Source organism: Halobiforma lacisalsi AJ5 (genome assembly GCF_000226975.2).
GTDB classification, from domain to species: domain Archaea; phylum Halobacteriota; class Halobacteria; order Halobacteriales; family Natrialbaceae; genus Natronobacterium; species Natronobacterium lacisalsi.
On record NZ_CP019285.1, the window covers coordinates 541,791 to 561,500 of the forward strand.

General features: G+C 68.2%; 22 protein-coding genes. 15 read left to right on the plus strand and 7 right to left on the minus strand.

Annotation, left to right across the window (positions count from 1 at the left end):
- Nucleotides 1–87: 87 nt before the first annotated feature.
- From CHINAEXTREME_RS02490 to CHINAEXTREME_RS02505, 4 genes are read left to right on the plus strand one after another with little or no spacing between them, the layout of a single operon-like run.
- Nucleotides 88–1,353, plus strand: coding sequence for an ABC transporter substrate-binding protein (locus tag CHINAEXTREME_RS02490; protein ID WP_029601453.1), 1,266 nt, complete (start codon nucleotides 88–90; stop codon nucleotides 1,351–1,353).
- Between the two features lie 9 nt (nucleotides 1,354–1,362).
- A complete protein-coding gene (locus CHINAEXTREME_RS02495; protein WP_007142082.1) occupies nucleotides 1,363–3,342 on the plus strand; it encodes an ABC transporter permease in 1,980 nt (659 codons plus the stop codon).
- Nucleotides 3,342–4,148, plus strand: coding sequence for an ABC transporter ATP-binding protein (locus tag CHINAEXTREME_RS02500; RefSeq protein WP_007142081.1), 807 nt, complete (start codon nucleotides 3,342–3,344; stop codon nucleotides 4,146–4,148). Before CHINAEXTREME_RS02495 ends, CHINAEXTREME_RS02500 begins: the two co-directional genes overlap by 1 nt.
- Nucleotides 4,145–4,873, plus strand: coding sequence for an ABC transporter ATP-binding protein (locus CHINAEXTREME_RS02505; protein WP_007142080.1), 729 nt, complete (start codon nucleotides 4,145–4,147; stop codon nucleotides 4,871–4,873). Before CHINAEXTREME_RS02500 ends, CHINAEXTREME_RS02505 begins: the two co-directional genes overlap by 4 nt.
- A 4-nt stretch (nucleotides 4,874–4,877) precedes the next feature.
- Here the strand turns inward: CHINAEXTREME_RS02505 and paaI are convergent, their stop codons facing one another.
- Nucleotides 4,878–5,270, minus strand: a complete 393-nt coding sequence (paaI, locus tag CHINAEXTREME_RS02510; protein ID WP_007142079.1) for a hydroxyphenylacetyl-CoA thioesterase PaaI — start codon at nucleotides 5,268–5,270, stop codon at nucleotides 4,878–4,880.
- A 41-nt stretch (nucleotides 5,271–5,311) separates the two neighbouring features.
- Nucleotides 5,312–5,950, minus strand: coding sequence for a helix-turn-helix domain-containing protein (locus CHINAEXTREME_RS02515; RefSeq protein WP_007142078.1), 639 nt, complete (start codon nucleotides 5,948–5,950; stop codon nucleotides 5,312–5,314).
- 99 nt (nucleotides 5,951–6,049) lie between these two features.
- On the opposite strand from CHINAEXTREME_RS02515, the gene paaA reads away from it, so the two are divergent.
- The 7 genes from paaA (at nucleotide 6,050) to CHINAEXTREME_RS02545 (ending at nucleotide 10,452) form a co-directional block, all read left to right on the plus strand.
- A complete protein-coding gene (gene paaA, locus CHINAEXTREME_RS02520) occupies nucleotides 6,050–6,991 on the plus strand; it encodes a 1,2-phenylacetyl-CoA epoxidase subunit PaaA (RefSeq protein ID WP_007142077.1) in 942 nt (313 codons plus the stop codon).
- Nucleotides 6,992–6,998: 7 nt separating this feature from the next.
- A complete protein-coding gene (paaB, locus tag CHINAEXTREME_RS02525) occupies nucleotides 6,999–7,316 on the plus strand; it encodes a 1,2-phenylacetyl-CoA epoxidase subunit PaaB (protein ID WP_007142076.1) in 318 nt (105 codons plus the stop codon).
- Nucleotides 7,316–8,215: a 1,2-phenylacetyl-CoA epoxidase subunit PaaC gene (gene paaC, locus CHINAEXTREME_RS02530; RefSeq protein ID WP_007142075.1), complete on the plus strand. Its 900-nt coding sequence runs from the start codon at nucleotides 7,316–7,318 to the stop codon at nucleotides 8,213–8,215. Before paaB ends, paaC begins: the two co-directional genes overlap by 1 nt.
- Nucleotides 8,215–8,652 carry a 1,2-phenylacetyl-CoA epoxidase subunit PaaD gene (paaD, locus tag CHINAEXTREME_RS02535; RefSeq protein ID WP_007142074.1) on the plus strand — a complete coding sequence of 146 codons (438 nt, stop codon included), beginning with the start codon at nucleotides 8,215–8,217 and terminating at the stop codon, nucleotides 8,650–8,652. The genes paaC and paaD overlap by 1 nt, the downstream gene beginning before the upstream one ends.
- Entirely contained in the window at nucleotides 8,649–8,819 is a 171-nt protein-coding gene (gene paaE, locus CHINAEXTREME_RS21745; RefSeq protein WP_007142073.1) for a 1,2-phenylacetyl-CoA epoxidase subunit PaaE, read from the plus strand. Before paaD ends, paaE begins: the two co-directional genes overlap by 4 nt.
- Before the next feature lie 81 nt (nucleotides 8,820–8,900).
- Nucleotides 8,901–10,184 (plus strand): phenylacetate--CoA ligase PaaK, encoded by a 1,284-nt coding sequence (gene paaK, locus CHINAEXTREME_RS02540; protein ID WP_007142072.1) that lies wholly within the window; start codon nucleotides 8,901–8,903, stop codon nucleotides 10,182–10,184.
- A 64-nt stretch (nucleotides 10,185–10,248) separates the two neighbouring features.
- A complete protein-coding gene (locus CHINAEXTREME_RS02545; RefSeq protein WP_007142071.1) occupies nucleotides 10,249–10,452 on the plus strand; it encodes a hypothetical protein in 204 nt (67 codons plus the stop codon).
- A gap of 48 nt (nucleotides 10,453–10,500) precedes the next feature.
- On the opposite strand, the gene CHINAEXTREME_RS02550 is transcribed toward CHINAEXTREME_RS02545, so the two are convergent.
- The 3 genes from CHINAEXTREME_RS02550 to CHINAEXTREME_RS02560 all read right to left on the minus strand — a co-directional run bounded on the left by CHINAEXTREME_RS02550 (nucleotide 10,501) and on the right by CHINAEXTREME_RS02560 (nucleotide 13,572).
- A complete protein-coding gene (locus CHINAEXTREME_RS02550; protein ID WP_007142070.1) occupies nucleotides 10,501–11,475 on the minus strand; it encodes an NAD-dependent epimerase/dehydratase family protein in 975 nt (324 codons plus the stop codon).
- Nucleotides 11,476–11,542: 67 nt separating this feature from the next.
- Nucleotides 11,543–13,237, minus strand: coding sequence for a thiamine pyrophosphate-binding protein (locus CHINAEXTREME_RS02555; protein ID WP_007142069.1), 1,695 nt, complete (start codon nucleotides 13,235–13,237; stop codon nucleotides 11,543–11,545).
- Nucleotides 13,234–13,572: an EthD family reductase gene (locus tag CHINAEXTREME_RS02560; RefSeq protein ID WP_007142068.1), complete on the minus strand. Its 339-nt coding sequence runs from the start codon at nucleotides 13,570–13,572 to the stop codon at nucleotides 13,234–13,236. Before CHINAEXTREME_RS02560 ends, CHINAEXTREME_RS02555 begins: the two co-directional genes overlap by 4 nt.
- Before the next feature lie 117 nt (nucleotides 13,573–13,689).
- Here CHINAEXTREME_RS02560 and CHINAEXTREME_RS02565 point away from each other — a divergent pair, with 117 nt between their 5' ends.
- Together CHINAEXTREME_RS02565 and CHINAEXTREME_RS02570 are read left to right on the plus strand one after the other, a co-directional pair.
- On the plus strand, nucleotides 13,690–14,166 hold the full coding sequence (locus tag CHINAEXTREME_RS02565) for a VOC family protein (protein ID WP_007142067.1): 477 nt from the start codon (nucleotides 13,690–13,692) through the stop codon (nucleotides 14,164–14,166).
- 110 nt (nucleotides 14,167–14,276) lie between these two features.
- Entirely contained in the window at nucleotides 14,277–14,891 is a 615-nt protein-coding gene (locus CHINAEXTREME_RS02570) for an HD domain-containing protein (protein ID WP_007142066.1), read from the plus strand.
- A gap of 357 nt (nucleotides 14,892–15,248) precedes the next feature.
- On the opposite strand, the gene CHINAEXTREME_RS02575 is transcribed toward CHINAEXTREME_RS02570, so the two are convergent.
- On the minus strand, nucleotides 15,249–16,691 hold the full coding sequence (locus CHINAEXTREME_RS02575) for a zinc ribbon domain-containing protein (RefSeq protein WP_007142065.1): 1,443 nt from the start codon (nucleotides 16,689–16,691) through the stop codon (nucleotides 15,249–15,251).
- Nucleotides 16,688–17,875 carry a thiolase domain-containing protein gene (locus tag CHINAEXTREME_RS02580; RefSeq protein WP_007142064.1) on the minus strand — a complete coding sequence of 396 codons (1,188 nt, stop codon included), beginning with the start codon at nucleotides 17,873–17,875 and terminating at the stop codon, nucleotides 16,688–16,690. Before CHINAEXTREME_RS02580 ends, CHINAEXTREME_RS02575 begins: the two co-directional genes overlap by 4 nt.
- A 104-nt stretch (nucleotides 17,876–17,979) precedes the next feature.
- Between CHINAEXTREME_RS02580 and CHINAEXTREME_RS02585 the strand changes: the two genes are divergently transcribed.
- Together CHINAEXTREME_RS02585 and CHINAEXTREME_RS02590 are read left to right on the plus strand one after the other, a co-directional pair.
- Nucleotides 17,980–18,876 carry a 3-hydroxyacyl-CoA dehydrogenase family protein gene (locus tag CHINAEXTREME_RS02585; RefSeq protein WP_029601451.1) on the plus strand — a complete coding sequence of 299 codons (897 nt, stop codon included), beginning with the start codon at nucleotides 17,980–17,982 and terminating at the stop codon, nucleotides 18,874–18,876.
- Entirely contained in the window at nucleotides 18,869–19,705 is an 837-nt protein-coding gene (locus tag CHINAEXTREME_RS02590; RefSeq protein WP_007142062.1) for an enoyl-CoA hydratase/isomerase family protein, read from the plus strand. The genes CHINAEXTREME_RS02585 and CHINAEXTREME_RS02590 overlap by 8 nt, the downstream gene beginning before the upstream one ends.
- Nucleotides 19,706–19,710: the final 5 nt, after the last annotated feature.

Sequence of the window (19,710 nt, forward strand, 5' to 3'; positions counted from 1 at the left end):
GGAATCGACAAATGCTGCCGGAGACGCCTGATAAAACCCCCACAAAACGGGGTAGATTTTTATAATGTATTGTAATCTACTGGAGGTATGTCTCGAGATGGCACATGCCAGGGGAGCAGGCGACGGCTTCTCAAGGCGATCACCGCGGGTAGCGTCGGCGGGCTGGTCGGGGTCGCCGGCTGCGTGGGGGATCCGGAACAGGCAGGCGCCGACGACGACGGCGAGTTCGACACGGTCCAGTTCGGAGTTCTCGAGCCGTTCACTGGGGAGTTCAGCGACCTCGCCGAGGAACGTCACCAGGGAACCGAACTCGCGATCCAGCAGATCAACGAGAGCGACGAGTACGACTTCACGATCGAGTACGAGGAGTACGACACGCAACTCGATCCGGCGACGGCGACCCAGCGGGCCGAGCAGGCCGTCCAGTCCGACGGGGCACAGTTCATCACCGGCTGTATCTCGAGTTCGTCCGCGCTGGCGATCAACGACTTCGCCCTCGAGAACGAGGTCGTCTACACGCCGGGGGCGGCGGACGTCTCGATCACGGGATCGGAGTGCAACGAGTACGTCTTCCGGTTCGAGACCAACACCGCACAGATCGCGGAGGCGATGGCCCAGTGGACGGCCGACGAACTCGGGGACAGGATCTTCTACCACATCGCGGACTACGCCTACGGGGATTCGGTGCTCGAGGAGGTCGAGACCCGCATGGAGTCGATCAGCGACTCCTACGAACGGGTCGACGTCACCCGCTCGGACCCGGGGTCGACCGACTTCGAGGCGTTCATCAGCCAGATCTCCAACGCGAGCGACGAGGCCGATGCGCTCGTCGTCGGGATGACGGGAGCGGACCTGGCGATCTTCCTCTCGCAGGCCAGCGCACGGGGCCTGCAGGACGAGATCCCCATCGTCACGACGACCGCATCGTTCCGGGCAGTCCGGGCCGGCGCGGGGGAAGGTGCGTACAACGTCTACAGCGGCGTCCGGTACATCCCGGGCATCGAGACCGGTGACAACGAGGCGTTCGTCGACGCCTATCAGGACGAGTACGACGACGTGCCGGACAACTTCTCGCGGGTCGGCTACGAGTCGATCCGAATGGTCGCAAACGGGATCCGCGAGGCGGGGTCGAACGATCCGACGACGGTCAGGGAGACGCTGTCGGGGATGGAACACGACACCATCTTCGGTCCCAACGAGTTCCGCGCGTGCGACCAACAGGCGGTCAACCCGGTCTGGATGGGCGAGTGCGTCGAACCCGACGAGGGCGAACTCGCCGACGTCGAACTCCTGACGGACCTGTCCGGCGAGGGAGCCATCCCCGACTGTGAGGAGACCGGCTGTGAGCTCTAGGGGGTGACCATGGTCGAAGGACTCCTCCAGGCGCTGGTCGACGGCCTGACCATCGGGGTCGTGTACGTCCTGCTGGCAGCCGGGCTGTCGGTCATCTTCGGGGTGATGCACGTGATCAACTTCGCCCACGGGGAGTTGTTCGCGCTCGGGGCGTACTTCGCGCTGGCCATGGTCGGCCCGTTCGGCGGCTACGGCTTCTTCGCGGCCCTGCTCGTCGCACCGCTTCTGGTCGGGCTCATCGGCGTCGGCATCGAACGCTACACGGTCCAGCCGCTGTACGGGCGCAACCCCCTCTACCACATCCTGCTGACGTTCGGGCTGGTGTTGGTCATCAACGACCTCATCTACCTCGTCTGGGGACCGGGGAACGTGAGCCTCGCCGTTCCGGCCGTCCTCTCGGGGACGGTCACCGCCTTCGGCCTCAACGCCAGCGTCTACAACCTGTTCATCATCGCCTTCGGCGCGGCGATGGCGCTTGCCGTCTGGGCGCTGCTCGAGTACACGAAGTACGGACTGATCGTCCGCGCAGGGTCCCAGGACCGTCAGATGGTCCGGAACCTGGGCATCGACATCGACCGCTACTACTCGCTGGTGTTCGGCGTCGGCGCGGCCCTGGCCGCCGTCGCGGGGATCATCCTCGGCGGCTACCAGACGGTGAGTCCCGAGATGGGGATGTCCGTCATCATCCCCGCGTTCGTCATCGTCGTTCTGGGCGGCCTCGGGAGTTTCAAGGGGGCCGTCGTCGGTGGGCTGGCCGTCGGGGTCATCCAGACGCTGCTGCGGACGTACGCGCCGATCCTCGAGGGCATGGTGATCTTCCTGCTGATGATCGCCGTGCTGCTCGTTCGCCCCCACGGCCTGTTCGGCTCGGAAGCGCCGGAGGGCGAGGGCGGCGGCGACCTGCTGACCGGCTCCGGCGGCGTCCTCGCGCCCGATACCCGGCGGCGTCTCGGCCTCGCGGCGGTCGGCCTCCTGGCGCTGGTTCCCCTGGGTGCGGGCACGCTGTACTCGACCTACGCCGTCACGCTGATGGTCGAGATCCTCATCTGGGGGCTGTTCGCGCTCAGCCTCGACTTCGTGATGGGGTATACGGGGCTGGTATCGCTCGGCCACGCGCTGTTCTACGCGCTCGGGGCCTACGCCGTCGCGATCTCGCTGGCCCACGTCGGCGGCTCCGCGTTCGTCGCCATCGGGCTGGCGATCGTCCTCTCGGCGGCGATCGCCTGGTTCGTCGGCTACCTCTCGATCCGCGTCTCCGGGGTCTACTTCGCGATGATCACGCTGGCGTTCGCCGAACTGTTCTACAACCTGCTGTTCCGGCTCGAGATCACCGGCGGCTCCGAGGGGCTGTTCGGCCTCTCGGCGTACTACGGGCTCGCCGGGGTCGGGATCAGCCTCGAGGAGGTCGCCATCTTCGTCGGCCCCGTCGCGCTGACCGGCCAGTCGCTGTTCTACTACATCGCGCTGGCGACGCTCGTCGGCGCGTTCCTGCTCACGCGGCGGATGCTCGAGTCGCCGTTCGGAGCGGTGCTGAAGTCGATCCGCGAGAACGAACAGCGGGCCACGTTCGTCGGCTACGAGACGACGGTCTACAAGCGCCGCGCGTTCGTGATAAGCGGCGCGCTGGCCGGGCTGGCCGGCGGGCTGTTCACCCTCAACGCGGGCTATGCCACGCCGTCGTTCGCCTACTGGCTCCACTCCGGCGAGGTGATCGTGATGGTCATCCTCGGCGGGATGGGGACGCTGTACGGCCCGATCATCGGCTCCGGCGTGTTCTTCGGCCTCGAGGAGGTACTCACCGAGTTCACCGAGCGATGGCGACTGGTGCTGGGGACCGTCTTCGTCCTGTTCGTCATCTTCCTGCCCCAGGGGCTGGTGTCGCTGCCGGCCCAGCTCGAGCCGTACGTCGGCGGTTCGGGGCCGGGGCCCAAGCCGGAGCCCGAACCGGAACCGACCCCCGACGACTCGAGCGTGCGAGGTGACGACTGATGGCTGCCGAACCCACCCAACCCGACACGGATCGACGCGCCGCGGAAGAACAGATCCTCCGAACCGACGGCCTGGTCAAGAAGTTCGGCCAGTTCGTGGCGACCGACCGCATCGACCTCACCGTCGAGCGCGGCGAGTTCCGGAGCATCATCGGCCCGAACGGGGCCGGCAAGACCACGCTGTTCAACCTCGTCACCGGCGCGCTCCCGGTCACCGAGGGCGAAATCTACTTCGACGGCGAGGAGATCACCGGGCTGTCGCCGTCCGAGCGGGTCCGGCGCGGGATGGGGCGCTCGTTCCAGATCTCGAACGTCTTCGGCGGGCTGACCGTCCGCGAGAACGTCCGGCTTGCCGCCCAGTCGATCGGCCGCGACGAGTACAACGCCCTCGAGGCGCTGTTCAAGCCGACCGACCGCTACGACGGGATGAACGAACGCACCGACGCGGTCCTCGAGCGGATCGGCCTCGCGGACGTCGCGGAGGAGCAGGCCGACGCGCTCGCCTACGGCGACAAGCGCCGCCTCGAGATCGGCGTCGTGCTGGCGACCGACCCCGACCTCGTCCTGTTCGACGAGCCGACCGCCGGCATGAGCGCCGAGGAGACCCAGGAGACGATCGATCTGATCGAGGACGTGCTGGTCGACCAGACGCTGTTGCTCATCGAACACGACATCGAACTCGTCATGGAACTATCCGACCGCATCACCGTGTTGAACCGCGGCGAAATCCTCGCGGAGGGAACGCCGGAGGAGATCGCCGCGAACGAGGACGTACAGGACGCCTACCTCGGGGGGATGACCGAATGAACGGGAGCGCCGACCCGCTGCTCGCGGTCGACTCGGTCCACGCCGGCTACGGCGAAACGACGGTGTTGCACGACCTCTCGCTGTCGGTCGACGAGGGCGAGATCGTCTCGCTCGTCGGCCGCAACGGCGCGGGCAAGACCACCACGCTGCGGACGATCATGGGCATCCTCGAGCCGACGAGCGGCCGGGTCGTCTATCGCGGCGACGACGTCTCCGGCCTCGACGCGACGCGGACGGCCGCCCGCGGGATCGCGCTCGTCCCCGAAGAACGGCGGATCTTCCCGGAGTTGACCGTCAAGGAAAACCTGGAACTGGCCGACCACGGCGGCGCGCCGGAGGCCGACTCGCTGTCGGTCGGGGAGGCCCTCGAGATGTTCGAGAACCTCCGGGAGCGGGCGGGCAACGCCGGCTCCTCGCTGTCGGGCGGCGAACAGCAGATGCTCGCGATCGCCCGTGCGCTGGTCGGCGGGGCCGACCTCGTTCTGCTGGACGAGCCGACCGAGGGGCTGGCCCCCTACATCGTCCAGGACGTGATGGACATCGTCGAGCGGCTCAACGACCGGGGGATCACCGTCCTGCTGGTCGAGCAGAACGTCCACGTCTGCCTCGAGCTCGCCGACCGGAACTACGTCATCAACCAGGGCGAGATCGTCTACGAGGGGACCTCCGCGGAGCTAGAGGCGGACGACGAGGTGCTCGACCGGTATCTCGGCGTCACGGCCTGAGCAGTCAGGGTTTGTACACCCGCCCGCGGAACGTCGCCACCCGTTCCTCTTGTTCGTCCGTGACGATCACCTCGTAGGACGCGGTGCGGCCGGCGTCGTGGGTCTCGGTCGCCGTCGCGGTCAGCGTCGTCCCAACCTCGACGGCCTCGAGGTAGGAGACGTTCGTCTCGAGCGCGACCGCCGTCTCGCCCCGCGAGTTCGACGCGGCGGCGAACGCGGCGTCGGCAAGCGAGTAGATCGCCCCGCCGTGGGGCGTCCCGTGGAAGTTCGTCAGTTCCTCGGTCACCTCGAGTCGGGTCGTCGCCGACCCGGGCTCGAGGCCGACGAGTTCGATCCCCAGCGTCTCGCAGTAGGCGTCGCTCTCGATCCGATCCCTGACACGACTACTGTCTGTCATACGATACCACGCCATGTCGGAGACCAAGAAGGTATCGGCGGCTAGTCGAAGATTTGTCCGAACAGCGCCCGTTCGCCCCGCCGCAGTCGCTCGAGGAAGGCCGACTTGCTGACGCCGAGTTCCGCGGCGACCTCCTCGGTCGAGGTGGCCCGCGGGATCTCGAAGTAACCTAGCTCGAGGGCCGCCCGGATGCACTCCTCCTGGGCCGGCGTGAGGTCCCACCGGCGGCTGGGGTCCTCCCGCGCCTCGGACTCGAGGGGGTAGATCCGCTCGAGGGTGACGCCGACGGTGTCGCCGGCGGCCTCCATGACCCCTTTGAGGACGTCGCGTCCGACGACCGCGCCGAAGATGACGGTCGCGTCCTCGCGGTACCGCAGCCGTTCGACGATGAGCCCGTTGTCGATCAGTTCGTGGACGATACAGGGGTGTTTCGACAGGCAGCGGTACCGGTAGCGGCCGTCGCTCTTCGAGACGTGGAGATAGGAGATCCGATCGTCCGCGTCGAGGGCCTCGGTGAGCCGTTCGCTTTTGGGCGCGCTGAACTGCAGGAGGTCGTTCCCGTCGTTGCGCCGCTGTGGCGGCTGAGCCTCGACCTCGACGCCGACCGCGGCGGTCGCCTCCGCCAGCGGACAGTCGTCGTTTTGCACCCGGAATTCGACCACGAGGCATTCGTCGATCATCGGGACGTATGTGGTGTGTTATACGACACCAATATATAAAACCCCCTCATGTAGCGGTCAACCCCTAAGACTCTCACGATCGTTCATTCGGGTGAAACCATGGACCTGGACACCGTGAAAGAACGCGCCGGTCCGCGGGAGTTCGACCCCGCGGACGACCTCCCCGAGGAGTACCGGGAGGCGGCGACCCGGATGATCGAGTTCCACGCCAACAGCGAGATCATGGGGGCGTACTTAGAGCGCCCCTTCATCCGGCAGGCGCCGAGCATCGACCGCAAACTGGCCTTCTCCGCGAAGGTGCAAGACGAGATCGGCCACGGGCAGTTGCTCTATCGCGCGGCGGAGTCGCTGGGCGTCAAGACCCGCGAGGAGATGCTTGACGACCTGGCCAACGGCGACGGGAAGTTCCTCAACTGCTTCCACTACCCGATGGAGAGCTGGGTCGAGACGCCGATGATCGCCTTCTTCGTCGACGGCGCGGCGATGCGCCGACAGGCGACGCTGCGGCGGACCAGCTGGGAGCCCTACGCCCACGCGATGGACAAGGTCTGCTTCGAGGAGGGGTTCCACGTCAAACACGGCGAGGACATCCTCCGGACGCTGATGACGGGATCGCGGAAGGAACAGAAGCTGACCCAGGAGGCCTTCGAGACGTGGTGGCCCCGCATCATCCAGTTCTTCGGGCCGACCGACGACAAGAGCACGCACCACGACTTCGCGTCCGCCGTCGGGCTGAAACAGCAGTCCAACGACGAACTCCGGCAGGCCTTCCTCGACCAGTACATCCCGAAGGCGCGGAAGTACGGCCTCGAGATCCCCGACGAACCCCGCATTCGGGAGCGCGACGACGGTACCTACGAGGTCGTCGAGGACGACTTAGACTGGGACGAGTTCTTCACGATCGCGAAAAACGAGTACGAGCCGGGCGTCGGCCAGATCGACGGCCGAAAGAAGGCCCAGGAGGCCGTCGAGTGGGTCCGCGAAACGATCGAGGGCAACGACATGTCCGCCGGTAACCAGCCCCCGCAGGCAGCCGACTAACCGAACTATGATCTGGGAAGTATTCCGACAGGAGAAGCAGGGTGACTACCACACCCACTGTGGCAACGTTCACGCACCGGACCGCGAGATGGCAAAGCAGTTCGCCGCGATCCAGCACGGCCGGCGCAAACCGACCAACAGCCTCTGGGTCGTCCCGAAAGAGGAAGTCGGCGAGATCGACGCCGACGACGTCGCCTTCGGCGGCACGACCGACAAGGGCTACCGGTGGGCGACGTCCTACAACCCGGACGTCGACCACGCCGAGGAGGTCGTCGAGTCCGAGGGCCAGCAGGCCGAAGCCGAGAAACAGCGGGGTGACGCCTGATGTCGGCGACGCTCGAGTCCCCGGCGGACCTCGACGACGAGGAGCGCGAGGCACTCGAGACGCTGCTCAAGCGACTCGGCGACGACGAGTACGTCCTCGCCGAGCGCTACACCGAGTGGCAGGTCAAGGCGCCGACCCTCGAGTCGGACCTGGCGCTCGCGAACAACGCCCAGGACGAACTCGGCCACGCCCGACTCTGGTACGACGTCCTCGAGGACCTGGGCTACGAGGAGCACGAACTCGTCTACGAGCGCGAGGGTGACGAGTGGTGCCACAGCACGCTCGTCGAGCAACCCTTCGCCGAAGGCGACTGGGCCGACGCAGTCCTGCGTCACTACCTCTACGACGTCGCCGAGGACATCCGGCTCGACGCGCTCGAGGGGTCGTCGTACGCGAAGATCGCCGACCGCGTCGGCAAGATCCGAAGCGAGGAGGAGTACCACCTCGAGCACGCCCGGAACTGGGTCGAACGGCTCGCGGACGGCGACGAGGGGGCCGAACGGCTGCAGGAGGCCGTCGACCGGCTGTTCCCGCACGCGCTGACGCTGTTCGAGCCGTGCGCGCCGGCCAGCGGCGCGGGAGACGCGAGCGGCGACGCGGACGTCGAGGAAACGATCGTCGACGCCGGCTTCCGGGACGCAACCCTCGAGGAGATGCGCGAGGAGTGGCTCTCGACCGTCGTCCCGTTCCTGGACGACCTCGGGCTGGAGACGCCGGCCTCGGAGCTCGTCCACTTCGACGAGTACGAGTTCGACGTGACCGAGGACGTCCTCCCCGACGCCGTCGGCCGGGACGGTAGCCACACCGACGCCTGGGACGACCTCCGGGAGGAGTTTACCCACACCTACCGCGAACTGGAGCGTAGCGAAGCGACCAAGATCATGGACAAACCCGAATAATGAGCAGCAACACGCCGGACCCCGACACCGACATCGACCCCGACTCCGACGCGACCCCCTGTGCGTACACCGACTACCGCGAGGGTGAAGGCGCCGAGGACCTCCCCGCAACCGGCGAGGACGCGGCCGGCCTCGAGGCCGACGTGTGGGACGTCGTCTACGAAATCGAGGACCCCGAGATGCCGGTCAGTATCGTCGACCTCGGGCTGATCTACGGAGTTACGGTCGAGGACGGCACCGCGACCGTCGACATGACGCTCACCTACTCGGGCTGTCCGGCGCGGGACATGCTCCTGGGAGAGGTCGAGGACGCGGTCGCGGACGTCGACGGCGTCGAGGAGGTCGACCTTCGGCTCGTCTGGAGTCCGGAGTGGACCGTCGAGATGGTCACCGAACGGGGCAAAGCGGACCTGAAAGAGTTCGGACTGAGCATATGAGACGGAGCCGCGACCCCAGCGTCGAGACCAGCGGCGACGAGACGGGCGCTGAGTGTCCCTACTGCGAGTCGACGAACACCGTTCGCGAACACCCGAAGGGGCCGTCGCTCTGCCGGTCGATGCACTACTGCAACGACTGCGAACAGCCCTTCGAGAAGTTCGAGTGAGCGCCTTTTCCCGATCGTCGCCGCCCGGAAGCCGCGACTCAAGAACTTTGGTACTCGATACCATCAGTGACAGGTAGACGCATGTCGGAGATCATTCACCGCTGGGGGCGCGAGGAGCTACGCGAGCTACAGTCCAGACGACTCCGGGAAACGGTCGAACGGGCCTACGAGCACGTTCCGCTCTACCGGAACCGCCTCGAGGAAGCCGGCGTCTCGCCGGCCGACGTCGAGAGCGTCGACGACCTCGAGAAGCTCCCCTTCACCACGAAAGCGGACTTCCGCGACGAGTATCCCGACGGCCTCTTCGCCGTCGACGACGACGAGATCCGGCGCATCCACGCCTCCTCGGGCACCACCGGCAAGCCAAAGATCGTCGCCTACACCGAGCACGACCTCGAGCTGTGGCGCGAGGTGATGGCCCGCTCGATGGCGGCCGCGGGGGTCGAGGCCGGCGATACGGTCCAGAACGCCTACGGCTACGGCCTCTTTACGGGCGGGCTCGGCTTCCACGGCGGCGCGGAGGAACTCGGCGCGACCGTCGTTCCGTCCGGCAGCGGCAACACGCAGCGACAGGTCGAACTCGCGCGCGACCTCGGGAGCGACGCGATCGGCTGTACCCCCTCCTACGCGCTGTACTTCGCCGAGACGGCCGAGGAGATGGGAGTCGATCCCCGCGAACTCCCGCTGTCGACCGTGCTGTACGGCGCGGAGCCCTGCACCGAACCGATGCGCGAGGAGATCGAGGAACGCCTGGGTGCGACGGGAATCGAGAACTACGGCCTCTCCGAACTGATCGGCCCGGGCGTCGCCGCCGAGTGCCGCGAAGCACAGGACGGGATGCACATCCACGAGGACCACTTCTACCCCGAGGTGATCGACCCGGCGACGGGCGAACCGCTGCCCGAGGGCGAGGAGGGCGAACTCGTCCTCACGTCGCTCTCGAAGGAGGCGCTTCCCGTCCTTCGGTACCGCACCGGCGATCTCACGACGCTCACCGACGAGGAGTGCGAGTGCGGCCGGACGACGGTCCGCATGGACGGCGTTACCGGGCGGGCGGACGACCTCATTATCGTCCGCGGGGTCAACCTCTACCCCAGTCAGATCGAGGACGTCGTCCTCGAGTTCGACGACGTCGCGCCTCACTACCGAATCGACCTCTACCGCGAGGACACCCTCGACCGCCTCGAACTGACCGTCGAACTCACCGAGGACTTCGAGGGGGATCGGGGAGCGCTCCGCGAGGCGATGGCCGAGCGGTTCCAGAACGCGCTGTCGTTCAGTCCCGACGTCCTCGAATTGGCCGACTACGGGACGATCGAACGCACGGAAGTGGGGAAGGTCAAGCGGGTGTACGACCACCGGTGAGCGAGTCGGGGCCGCTCGAGGGACCCGACCACGTTATAAGACGAAAGACGTCGTACGGTATCGTATGCCAATACCAGGATACGATCCCGAAGATATCGAGGACGCGCTCGAGACCAACCTGGAGGAGGCACACCTCGAGGAGTACCTCAGCGAGTCCGAACGCGAAACCTACCGGAACGGCGACGCTGAACTGGTCGACCTGCTCGAGGCCGACGAGCTCCGGGCGATCGTCGAGGACGAGGACGTGCCGGTCGAAGAAACCGATTGACCCCGTTCCCGTCGTGTCGGCCACCGTCGCTCACGCCGTCGAGAGCCGTTACACGGGCTCGAGCCCCGCTTCCTCCCGGAGGACGTTGATGTACTTCCGGAAGCCGGACTCGAGGTCGTACTCGGGCTCGTAGCCCAGGTCCGCCTGTGCGGCGGTCATGTCCAGGTTCTGCGTCCAGGGGAGTTCACCGTCGTCGGAGACGTCGATCTCTGCGTCGGGGAGGATCGACTCGACGGTCTCTGCGGCCTCGCGGATCGTCGCGAGGACGCCCCGGACATTGTAGACCCGCTGGGAGAGGGCCTCCTCGGGCGTGAACGCCGCCTTGCGGAACGCCTGGGCGATGTCCTCGACGTGTTGCCAGTCGACGTACTGGTCGCCGTACTCGACGCTGTAGGACTCGCCGAGCGCGGGCTTCTCGACGATGTTCGCCAGGAACGCGGAGCCGCCGGTCTCCCGATAGGGGCCGTAGGCCACGGTCGGGCGCAGGGCGACGTGGTCCAGGCCGTAGTCCTCCCGGTAGACCCGCGCCTGGTGTTCGTTGTACTCCTTGGTCGCCCCGTAGAGCGTGTCGGGATAGACGAGTTCGTCCTCGTCGACCCACTCGGCGTCGTAGTTCTCCGGCGGCGCGTAGGCCGCCGCCGAGGAGGCCCAGGCGACCCGTTCGACCTGGTCGTCGAGGATCCGGGCCGCCTCGAAGACGTTGTTCGTCCCCATGATGTTCACGTCCGCCGCGCTCCGGGGGTTCTCCCGGGCCGTCGTCGTCAGCAGCGCGGCGAGGTGGACGATGTGGGTCGCGCCCGTCTCCCGCACCGCACGGATCACGTCGGTCGCCTCGGAGACGTCGCCCCGCCGCACCTCGACATCGTCCGCGACGCCGAGGTTCTCGAGGATCTCGGTGTCCGTCGAGAGGTCGTAGGCCACGACGTCGTGGCCGTGCTCGAGCAGGTCCTGTACCACGTAGGAACCGATGAAGCCGGTGCCGCCGGTCACTAGTACTGTCGCGTCGTCTGTCTCGTTCGTCATAGTGGGATACTGTGTGTATCGGTCACGTATAGGTTGGTGTTCGTTCACGTTCGTCTCTCGTCGCTCGTCACTCGTGGAGCCCCCCGACCGACTCGTAGAACGACGAGGCCAGTTGGTCGGCCATCTCCTCCTCGCGGTCGATGCGGACGTCGACGACGTGCGGAGTGTCCGCCGCCTTCCCGTCCTCGAGGGCGTCGGCGAGGTCGTCGGGGTCGGTCACCCGCCGGCCGACTGCGCCGAACGCTTCGGCGACTTGCACGAAGTCGGTGTCGTGGAACTCGACGCCGGCGATCTCCCCGTCGTCCTGCATCTGCCGGACCATCCCGAGGCTGGTGTCGTTCAGGACGACGAACGTCGGCGCGACGTCGTACTCGACGGCCGTCTCGACGCTGTTCATCGTCATCGAAAAGCCGCCGTCGCCGGCGACCGAGATCACGTCCTTGTCGGTCGTCAGCGCCGCCGAGACCGCGGCCGGCTGGGCCCAGCCCATCCCGCCGACACCGCCGCTGCCGAAGTACGTGCGGACCGCGGGCGTCTGCAGGTAGTACAGCAGCCAGAACCGGTTGTTCCCCGAGTCGGCGGTGACGATCGTCCCCTCGTCGACGACTCGCTCGATCTCTTTGGCGGCGCGCTGGGGTTTGATCGGGCTCGAGTCGTCCCGGCACTCGGGTGCCGTGAACCACTCCCGGGCTTCGGCCGCACGCTCGAGCGCCCACCCGTTTTCGCCACTGCCAGCCTCCGCGAGCGCGGCGAGGCTCTCCGCCGCGTCGCCGATGAGGCCCACGTCGGCGGGGTAGACCCAGCCCGCGTTCCGGGCGTCCACGTCGGCGTGGACGATCGTCTGCTCGTCCGGTCGGACGAACTCGGGAGCCTGCCAGTTGGTGTCCATCGGGTTCAGCCGGCAGCCGACGACCAGCAGCGTGTCGGCTTCGCTGACGACCCGGTTCGCCCCCTCGTGGCCGAACGAGCCGATGACCCCCGCCGCGCGGTCTTCGGTCTCGGGGTAGGTCGACTTCCCGAGGTAGGAGGTGACCACCGCGCAGTCGTAGGCGTCGGCGACGGCCGCGAGTTCGTCGTAGGCCTTTGCAGCGTGGACGCCGTTCCCCGCGATCACGACCGGGCGGTCGGCGGCCTCGAGGGCGTCGACGGCCGCTGCCACGTCGTCGTCGGTCGGCGCGGCGTCCCAGGTGCGCGCCTGTTCGCGGGCGTCCCAGGCCGGTGGCGTCGGATCGTCGGGCACCTCGTCGGTGATCGCGTTCCCGTCCAGGATCACGGCGGTAGGGCCCGGTCGGCCGGCGACGGCGTGTTTGAACGCCAGTTGCGCCGACCGCAGCGTCTCGACGGGCGTCCGCGGGAACCACCACTCCTTGGTAATCCCCTCGAGGATGTCGGGCAGCCCGAGCCCGCCGTAATCCCCGCGGGACTGCTGGTAGGGGGCGAGCGTCGAGTACTCGCCGCGTTCGGAGGCCTCGGTGAGCACGACCATCGGCGAGGACGCCAGCCGGGCTTCCATCTGGCCGATCGCGCCGAGGCTGCCGATCCAGGGACCCTGGCCGGTGAGGACGGCCGGTCGACCGGTGAGCCGGCCGTACGCCTCGGCCATGACGCTCGCCTCGCGCTCGTCGCGCGGCCGAACGACCGTCACGTCGGAGTCGGGGAGGTGCTCGAACAACTCGATCGCGCGGCCGCCCGGGTAGCCGAAGACGTACTCGACGTCCAACTCCTCGAGGGTCGCGACGAGTTCGTGGGCCGTGGTCGTCATCGGCCCGTCTCGGTCGCGGTCTCGTCGACGTGGACGGTCTCCTCAACGATCAGCCGCGGGCCGGCCCCGACGTCGACGAACTCCGCGGCGTCCGCCTGCACCTCCTGACCCACGTCGGAGGCGAACGCCTCGTTCAGCGCCGCCTCGTCCTCGAAAGTGAGTTCGAGGACGCCGTCGTACTCGACCGCCTCGGGGTCGGTGGGGACGGACGTGCTGTACCGCTGCAGGCCGGGCAGTTCGCGAGCGATCTCGGCGTGGTCGCCCTGCCACCGGTCGACGAACTCCTCGTGGCTGTACCCGTCCTTGCGGACGAGGAGCTCTACCATCGTGATCATACACTCCCGGCATCGACGGCCCCGAACTTCGTTCTATCGGTGCGGTGTGGTCACTCGCCCCTCGACGAATGCAAACGATACCCAAGATCTATGTGGGCCGCTCGTGGTACTCGAGCCATGGCCGCACAGGAAGCGATGCCAGCGATGCGAGTCGATCACGTCGGTATCGCGGTGGAATCGATCGATGACGCCGAGCCGATCCTGTTCGCGCTCGGGTGCGAGAAGATCCACGAGGAAGGAAGCGAGTACGGCTCGTTCACGTGGGCCACGTACGTCCTCGGCGACGCCTCGCGGCTCGAACTCGTCGCCCCCGAGGACGGCTCGGAGTCGTTTCTCACCGCCTTCCTCGAGGACCACGGCCCCGGGCTCCACCACGTCACGCTCGAGGTCGCGGACCTCGAGGCGGCCGTCGAGGCGCTGTCCGACCGCGGCGTGTCGGTCATCGACCGCGCCGAGTTCGACGGCTGGGGCGAGGCGTTCGTCTCGCCCGAGAACCCGACCGGCACGCTGTTCCAGCTGATGGAGTACTACGACGGCTACGCCGCGGAACGGGAGGCCGGGAAGCGGCTGTTCGTCGACGGCGAGCCGCTGTGATCGCCGGGATACGATTGATGTGCGTGCGTCCGAACGTGCCACTCGAGGCGAAACCGGTGGCTCGTCGAGGTACCGCCGACGAGACGACCGTTCCACACTGAACTCGAATCATGTCCAACTCCGACTCCGACCCCGACCCTGACCGCGACTACGAGACCCAGATACGCGACGCGTTTCCCGAACTCGAGCGCATCGACGACCCCGACCTCGCCGACCGCGTCGTCGAGGCGTGGACGCTCGGCCTCCGACGAGGGGGCTGGCGACACGTCGAGGACGTCCCCTACGCCTGGAACATCCACGAGGTCACGAACGTCGAGCACGTCCGCGGCGTCACCCGCATCGCCCTCGAGGCCGCCCGCGAACAGCGGGAGTTCCACGGCGCGGATCCCGACACGGACACGGTCGCCGCCGCGTGCCTGCTCCACGACGTCGGGAAGTGCTACGAGTACACCGACCACGTCGACGACGACCTCGTCGACCCCGATCCGCGCTACGGCGGCGAGACGATCCCCCACTCCATCTCGGGGTACGCGCTGGCCCACGAGGTCGGCTGTCCGCTCTCCGTCCAGCGGGCGATCCCGCACTTCCTCGGGGAGGTCCCCGACCGAACCCTCGAGGCCGAACTCGTCAAGAGCGCCAACTCCGCCTCCTCGAACGCGATCACGCAGGCGACGATGGGGATCACCCTCCAGGAGTGGGTCGAGGAGTACTCCCAGACCTCGTGACCCGGACAGGGTCTCGTCGCTCGCCCGACATTCCCGATCCGTTCGAATAGCGGGAACGGAATCACAACCGATCGCGCTCGGGGCCAGTCCGAAGCGAGTCGAACCCCCTCAATAGTGCCCAAGGCATCCGAAATCGACGTCGTTACCGTCCGCCGGACGGAATCGACCGCGGACCTCTAGGAATCCGTTCGAGTCACTCGAACGAAACCGTCTCCGGTCCGTGAACGACGTGCTCGCTCGAGCGGTATACAAACGTACCGCTGTAATTCAGCCCGTGTACTCCCCACGACGAATTATGAACGGGGAGTCCCGAGCGGCCGTTGCGTTCGAGTTATTCGAACGCGAGTCGGGCCGGCGCTACTCGAGGAGCCGCATCTTGAACCCGTACCGGGTCACGCCCTCCTGGGTGTAGATCCGGCGGATCGTCGCCTCGACGCGGTCGCCCGGCGAGACCGACTCGTCGCCGACGGTGCGGACCTGTGCGGGCGTCGAGACCGTCGCGGCGCTCCCGTCGCGGCCGTCCTCGACGGCGGGCCCATCGAGTGCCACGATCGCACTGACGTACGCGCCCTCCCTGGCCTGCTGTTCGACGAACTCCGGCGGCGCGCCGCCCTGGCCGATGACCGTCGCCGCCTCGACCGTCCCCGTTCCCGGCAGCGTGACCTCGTCGTAGGCCTCGAACGCGCTACAGCCGGGACAGGCACCCTCCGGCGGGAACGCGAGGTCGCCACATTCCCGGCACCGGCCCGCGACGAGGCGGTGGCGCTGGGGGAGCGTCCGCGTCCAGCTGGGGACGCTGACGTACGCGCCGCCCCCGTCCGGCTCTCCCGGCGTAATATCGCCGCGGGTCCGCAGGTACTCCCCGTAGGACAGCGTCTCCGCGCCCTCGAGGCGGGTCGCGACCGCGATGTTCCCAACCTCGAGCGCGACCGCCGCCGCCCCGTCGCTGCCGTAGCCGATCAGGATGACGGACTCATGCCCGGCCTCGAGCGCGCTCGCGAACCCGAGGAGGGGGCTGGCCGCGCCCGTGTCGCCGAGGTCGTGGACGGTCGTTCCGTCCCGGATCGCGTCGGTCTCGACGCCGAGCGGGCCGGCGGCCCGGTAGGGGAGCTTCCCGTTCGGCGACTGGAGCGCGACGGCGTCGGCGTCTCCGGGGTCGTACTCGAGGGCGTCCGCGACGGCCGCGACCCCGTCGACGAACGCCGACCGGTCGTAGGGGGCGATCCCGAGCCCGGTCGTCTCGTCCGATCCGGCGGGTCGGAACCGCGTCCCGGGAGTCGCCGTCGTCCGTTCGGCACGATCCCGTATCGAGCCCCCGCCGTCCGCGGTCAGGAGAACGGCGGCCGCGCCCGCGCCGCCCGCGTGTTCGACCTCGTCGTCGGGCGCCCCGCGAGGTGCATCGCTCGCGACGACCAGCGTCGGCCCGTCGCCCTCGAGCCCCGTCGCCAGCGCGTCCACGCCGGCCCGCGTGCCGGCGGTGAACGTGCGCGTTTCGACGGTCTCGTCACAGCCGAGGAAACTCGCGAGCCGCGCAGCGACCGCGCCCTCCTCGAGCGGCGGGGTCGTCGTGGCCAGCAGCAGTCGCGAGACCTCCGCCGGCTCGAGATCACCCTCCGAGAGGGCGAGCGTCGCGGCCTCGGCGGCCATCGTCAGGGCGTCCTCGTCGGCCGCCGGGACCGCGGTCTCGGAGATCCCCGCGCCGTGGGACCGTCCCCACGCCTCCTCGACGGCGTCGGCGGGGAGCCGGTAGCGCGGGGCGTACGCGCCGACGCTCGCGACCTCGAGGGTCATCATCGTCATCGTGCCACCCCCTCGGGTTCGCGCTCGAAGACGTGGACGACCGACGCGCCGCCGCTGCCGCCGACGTTGTGAGTCAGCCCGTACCGGGGCCGGGGGTCCTCGAGTTGTCGGTCCCCGGCGCGGCCGGTCAACTGGTCGAAGGCCTCGACGACCTGGCCCGTCCCGGTCGCGCCGATGGGGTGGCCCTTCGACTTGAGGCCGCCGGAGGTGTTGACGGGGAGGTCGCCGTCCGGGTCGGTGCGTCCCTCGCGGAGCAGTTCGGGCGCGGTTCCGGGCTCGCAAAAGCCCAGGTCCTCGTAGGCGATCAGTTCCGCGATCGCGAAGCAGTCGTGGACCTCCGCGAAGTCGAGGTCGTCCGGGCCGACGCCCGCGCGCTCGTAGGCCGTCTCGGCGGCGACCTGCGAGGCCGAGATACCGGTGTACCTGTCGCGCTGGGCCAGGCCGACCCGCTCGCTGGCTGCGCCGACGCCGGCGACCCGGATCCGCTCGTCGGTGTACTCGTCGACGACGTCCTCGCTCGCGAGGACGGCGACCGCGGCCCCGTCAGAGGTCGGACAGCAGTGGTAGAGATTGAGGGGGTCCGCGACGGTCGGCGCGTCGACGGCGTCCTCGAGCGAGCACTCGAAGTCGAGGTGGGCCTTCGGGTTCTTCGCGCCGTTTCCGTGGTTCTTGACGGCGACCCGCGAGAGGTCCTCGGCGGTGGCCCCGTACTCGGTCATGTAGGCGCTCGCCATCTGGGCGTAGACGCCCGAGAACGTCGTTCCCGTCAGTCGTTCCCACTCGGTCTCGCCGCTGACGCCGAGCCAGTACTTGGTCACGTCGTCCGAGAGGTCGGTCATCACCTCGTACCCCCCGGCGACGACGACGTCGGCGAAACCGCTCTTGATCGCCTGGACGGCATTGCGGACGGCGAACCCGCCCGCCGCACAGGCGTTTTCTACCCGCGAGCAGGGGACGTTGTGGAGGCCGACGTGTTCGGTCACGGCCGGCCCCGACAACCCTAGCTGGCGACCGCCGACGCCGAGGGTGCCGACGACGGCCTCGTCGACGTCCTCGGCCTCGAGGCCGCCGTCGACGCTGTCGCACGCGGCCCGGTACGCCTCCGCGAACAGGTCCCGGTAACTCCGGTCCGGGAAGGCCCCGAACGGGGACTGGCCCGCACCGACCAGATAGACGTCTCGCATGCTCGTCGCGTATCCTCCGGAGCCATATATTTGTGCCGTCGTCACAACCCACGGGGGCCGAACGAACAGTAACGTCTTTGGGGCTCGTTCGGGTTGTGTGGCGTATGCACGTCGCAGTACTGGGTGCCGGTACCATGGGTCACGGCATCGCGCAGGTGACGGCGATGGCCGACCACGAGGTCGTGATCCGGGACGTCGAACCCGAGTTCGTCGAAGAAGGGATCGAATCGATCGAGGAGAACCTCGAGGGCGGAATCGAACGCGACAAGGTCTCCCGGGAGGCTGCCGACGCGGCGCTGTCGCGGATCGAGGGGACGACCCACCTCGCGGCGGCCGTCGAGGACGCGGACCTCGTGATCGAGGCCGTGCCGGAGGACCTCGAATTGAAGCGGGACACCCTCGAGGACGTCGAGGAACTGGTCGACGACGACGCGATCATCGCGACCAACACGTCGTCGCTGTCGGTCACGGAGATCGCGAGTGCCGCCGACCGGGAGGGCCGCGTGATCGGCCTGCACTTCTTCAACCCGGTCCACATCATGGACCTGGTCGAGATCGTCGTCGCCGAACGGACGGACGACGGGACCGTCGCGGCGGCCCACGAGTTCGTCGAGGACATCGACAAGACGGCGGTCGAAGTGACCGACACGCCGGGGTTCGCCTCCTCGCGGCTGGGCGTCGCGCTGGGCGTCGAGGCGATGCGCATGGTCGAGGAGGGCGTCGCCGACCCCCGCGACATCGACGCCGCGATGGAACTGGGATACAACCACCCGATGGGGCCGATCGAACTCGGCGACGTGGTCGGCCTGGACGTCCGGTTGGACATCCTCGAGTACCTCCGCGAGGAGCTGGGCGAGCGGTTCAGGCCGCCGCAGGTCCTCAAGCGAAAGGTCCGTGCGGGCAAACTGGGGAAGAAGACCGGCGAGGGGTTCTACGTCTGGGAGGACGGCGAGATCGTCGGCGTCAGCGGCGACGGCGGGAGAGGTGACGGGAATGAGTGATCGCGTCGACGGTGCCGAGGCCGTCGAGGCGGCCGCGGCCGACTGCGGGACGGTCCGCGCGACGGTCGGCGACCGCGTCGCCGGCGTCGCGACGGTGACGATGCGCCGTCCCGACGCGCGCAACGCGCTGAACGGGCAACTCCGCGAGGAACTGAAGACCGTGCTCGAGGCGGTCGAGGACAGCGACGTCCGGGTCGTCGTGCTGACGGGCGCGGACGATGCCAAGGCCTTCGTCGCCGGCGCGGACGTCGGCGAGTTGCGGGAGCGAGACGCCCTAGAGCAGCGCGAGGCTTCGAAACGCCCGCGGGTGTACGAGGTCGTCGACGACCTCCGCCAGCCCGTCATCGCCCGGCTCAACGGCCACGCGCTCGGCGGCGGCTGCGAACTCGCGACCGCGTGCGACGTCCGGATCGCCCACGAGCGGGCGAAACTGGGCCAGCCCGAGATCACCCTCGGGATCATGCCCGGGGGCGGCGGCACCCAGCGCCTGCCCCGCCTCGTGGGGGAAGGACAGGCGATGCGGCTGATCCTCTCGGGCGACCTGATCGGAGCCGAGGAGGCCCGCGAGATCGGCCTCGTCGATATCGTCTGCGACAGTGACGAGGCCCTCGACGAAGAAGTGTACGGACTGGCCGAATCCATGGCCGCGAACAGCCCCGTCGCCCTCGAGTTCGCGAAGGAGGCCGTGAAGGCGGGCTCGCGGATGGACCTCGAAAGCGGGATCGAGTACGAGGCCGAACTGTTCGCACAACTGTTCGCCACCGAGGACAAGAACGAGGGGATCGACGCCTTCTTCGAGGACCGGGAGCCGGAGTGGCAGGGACGATAGCCACG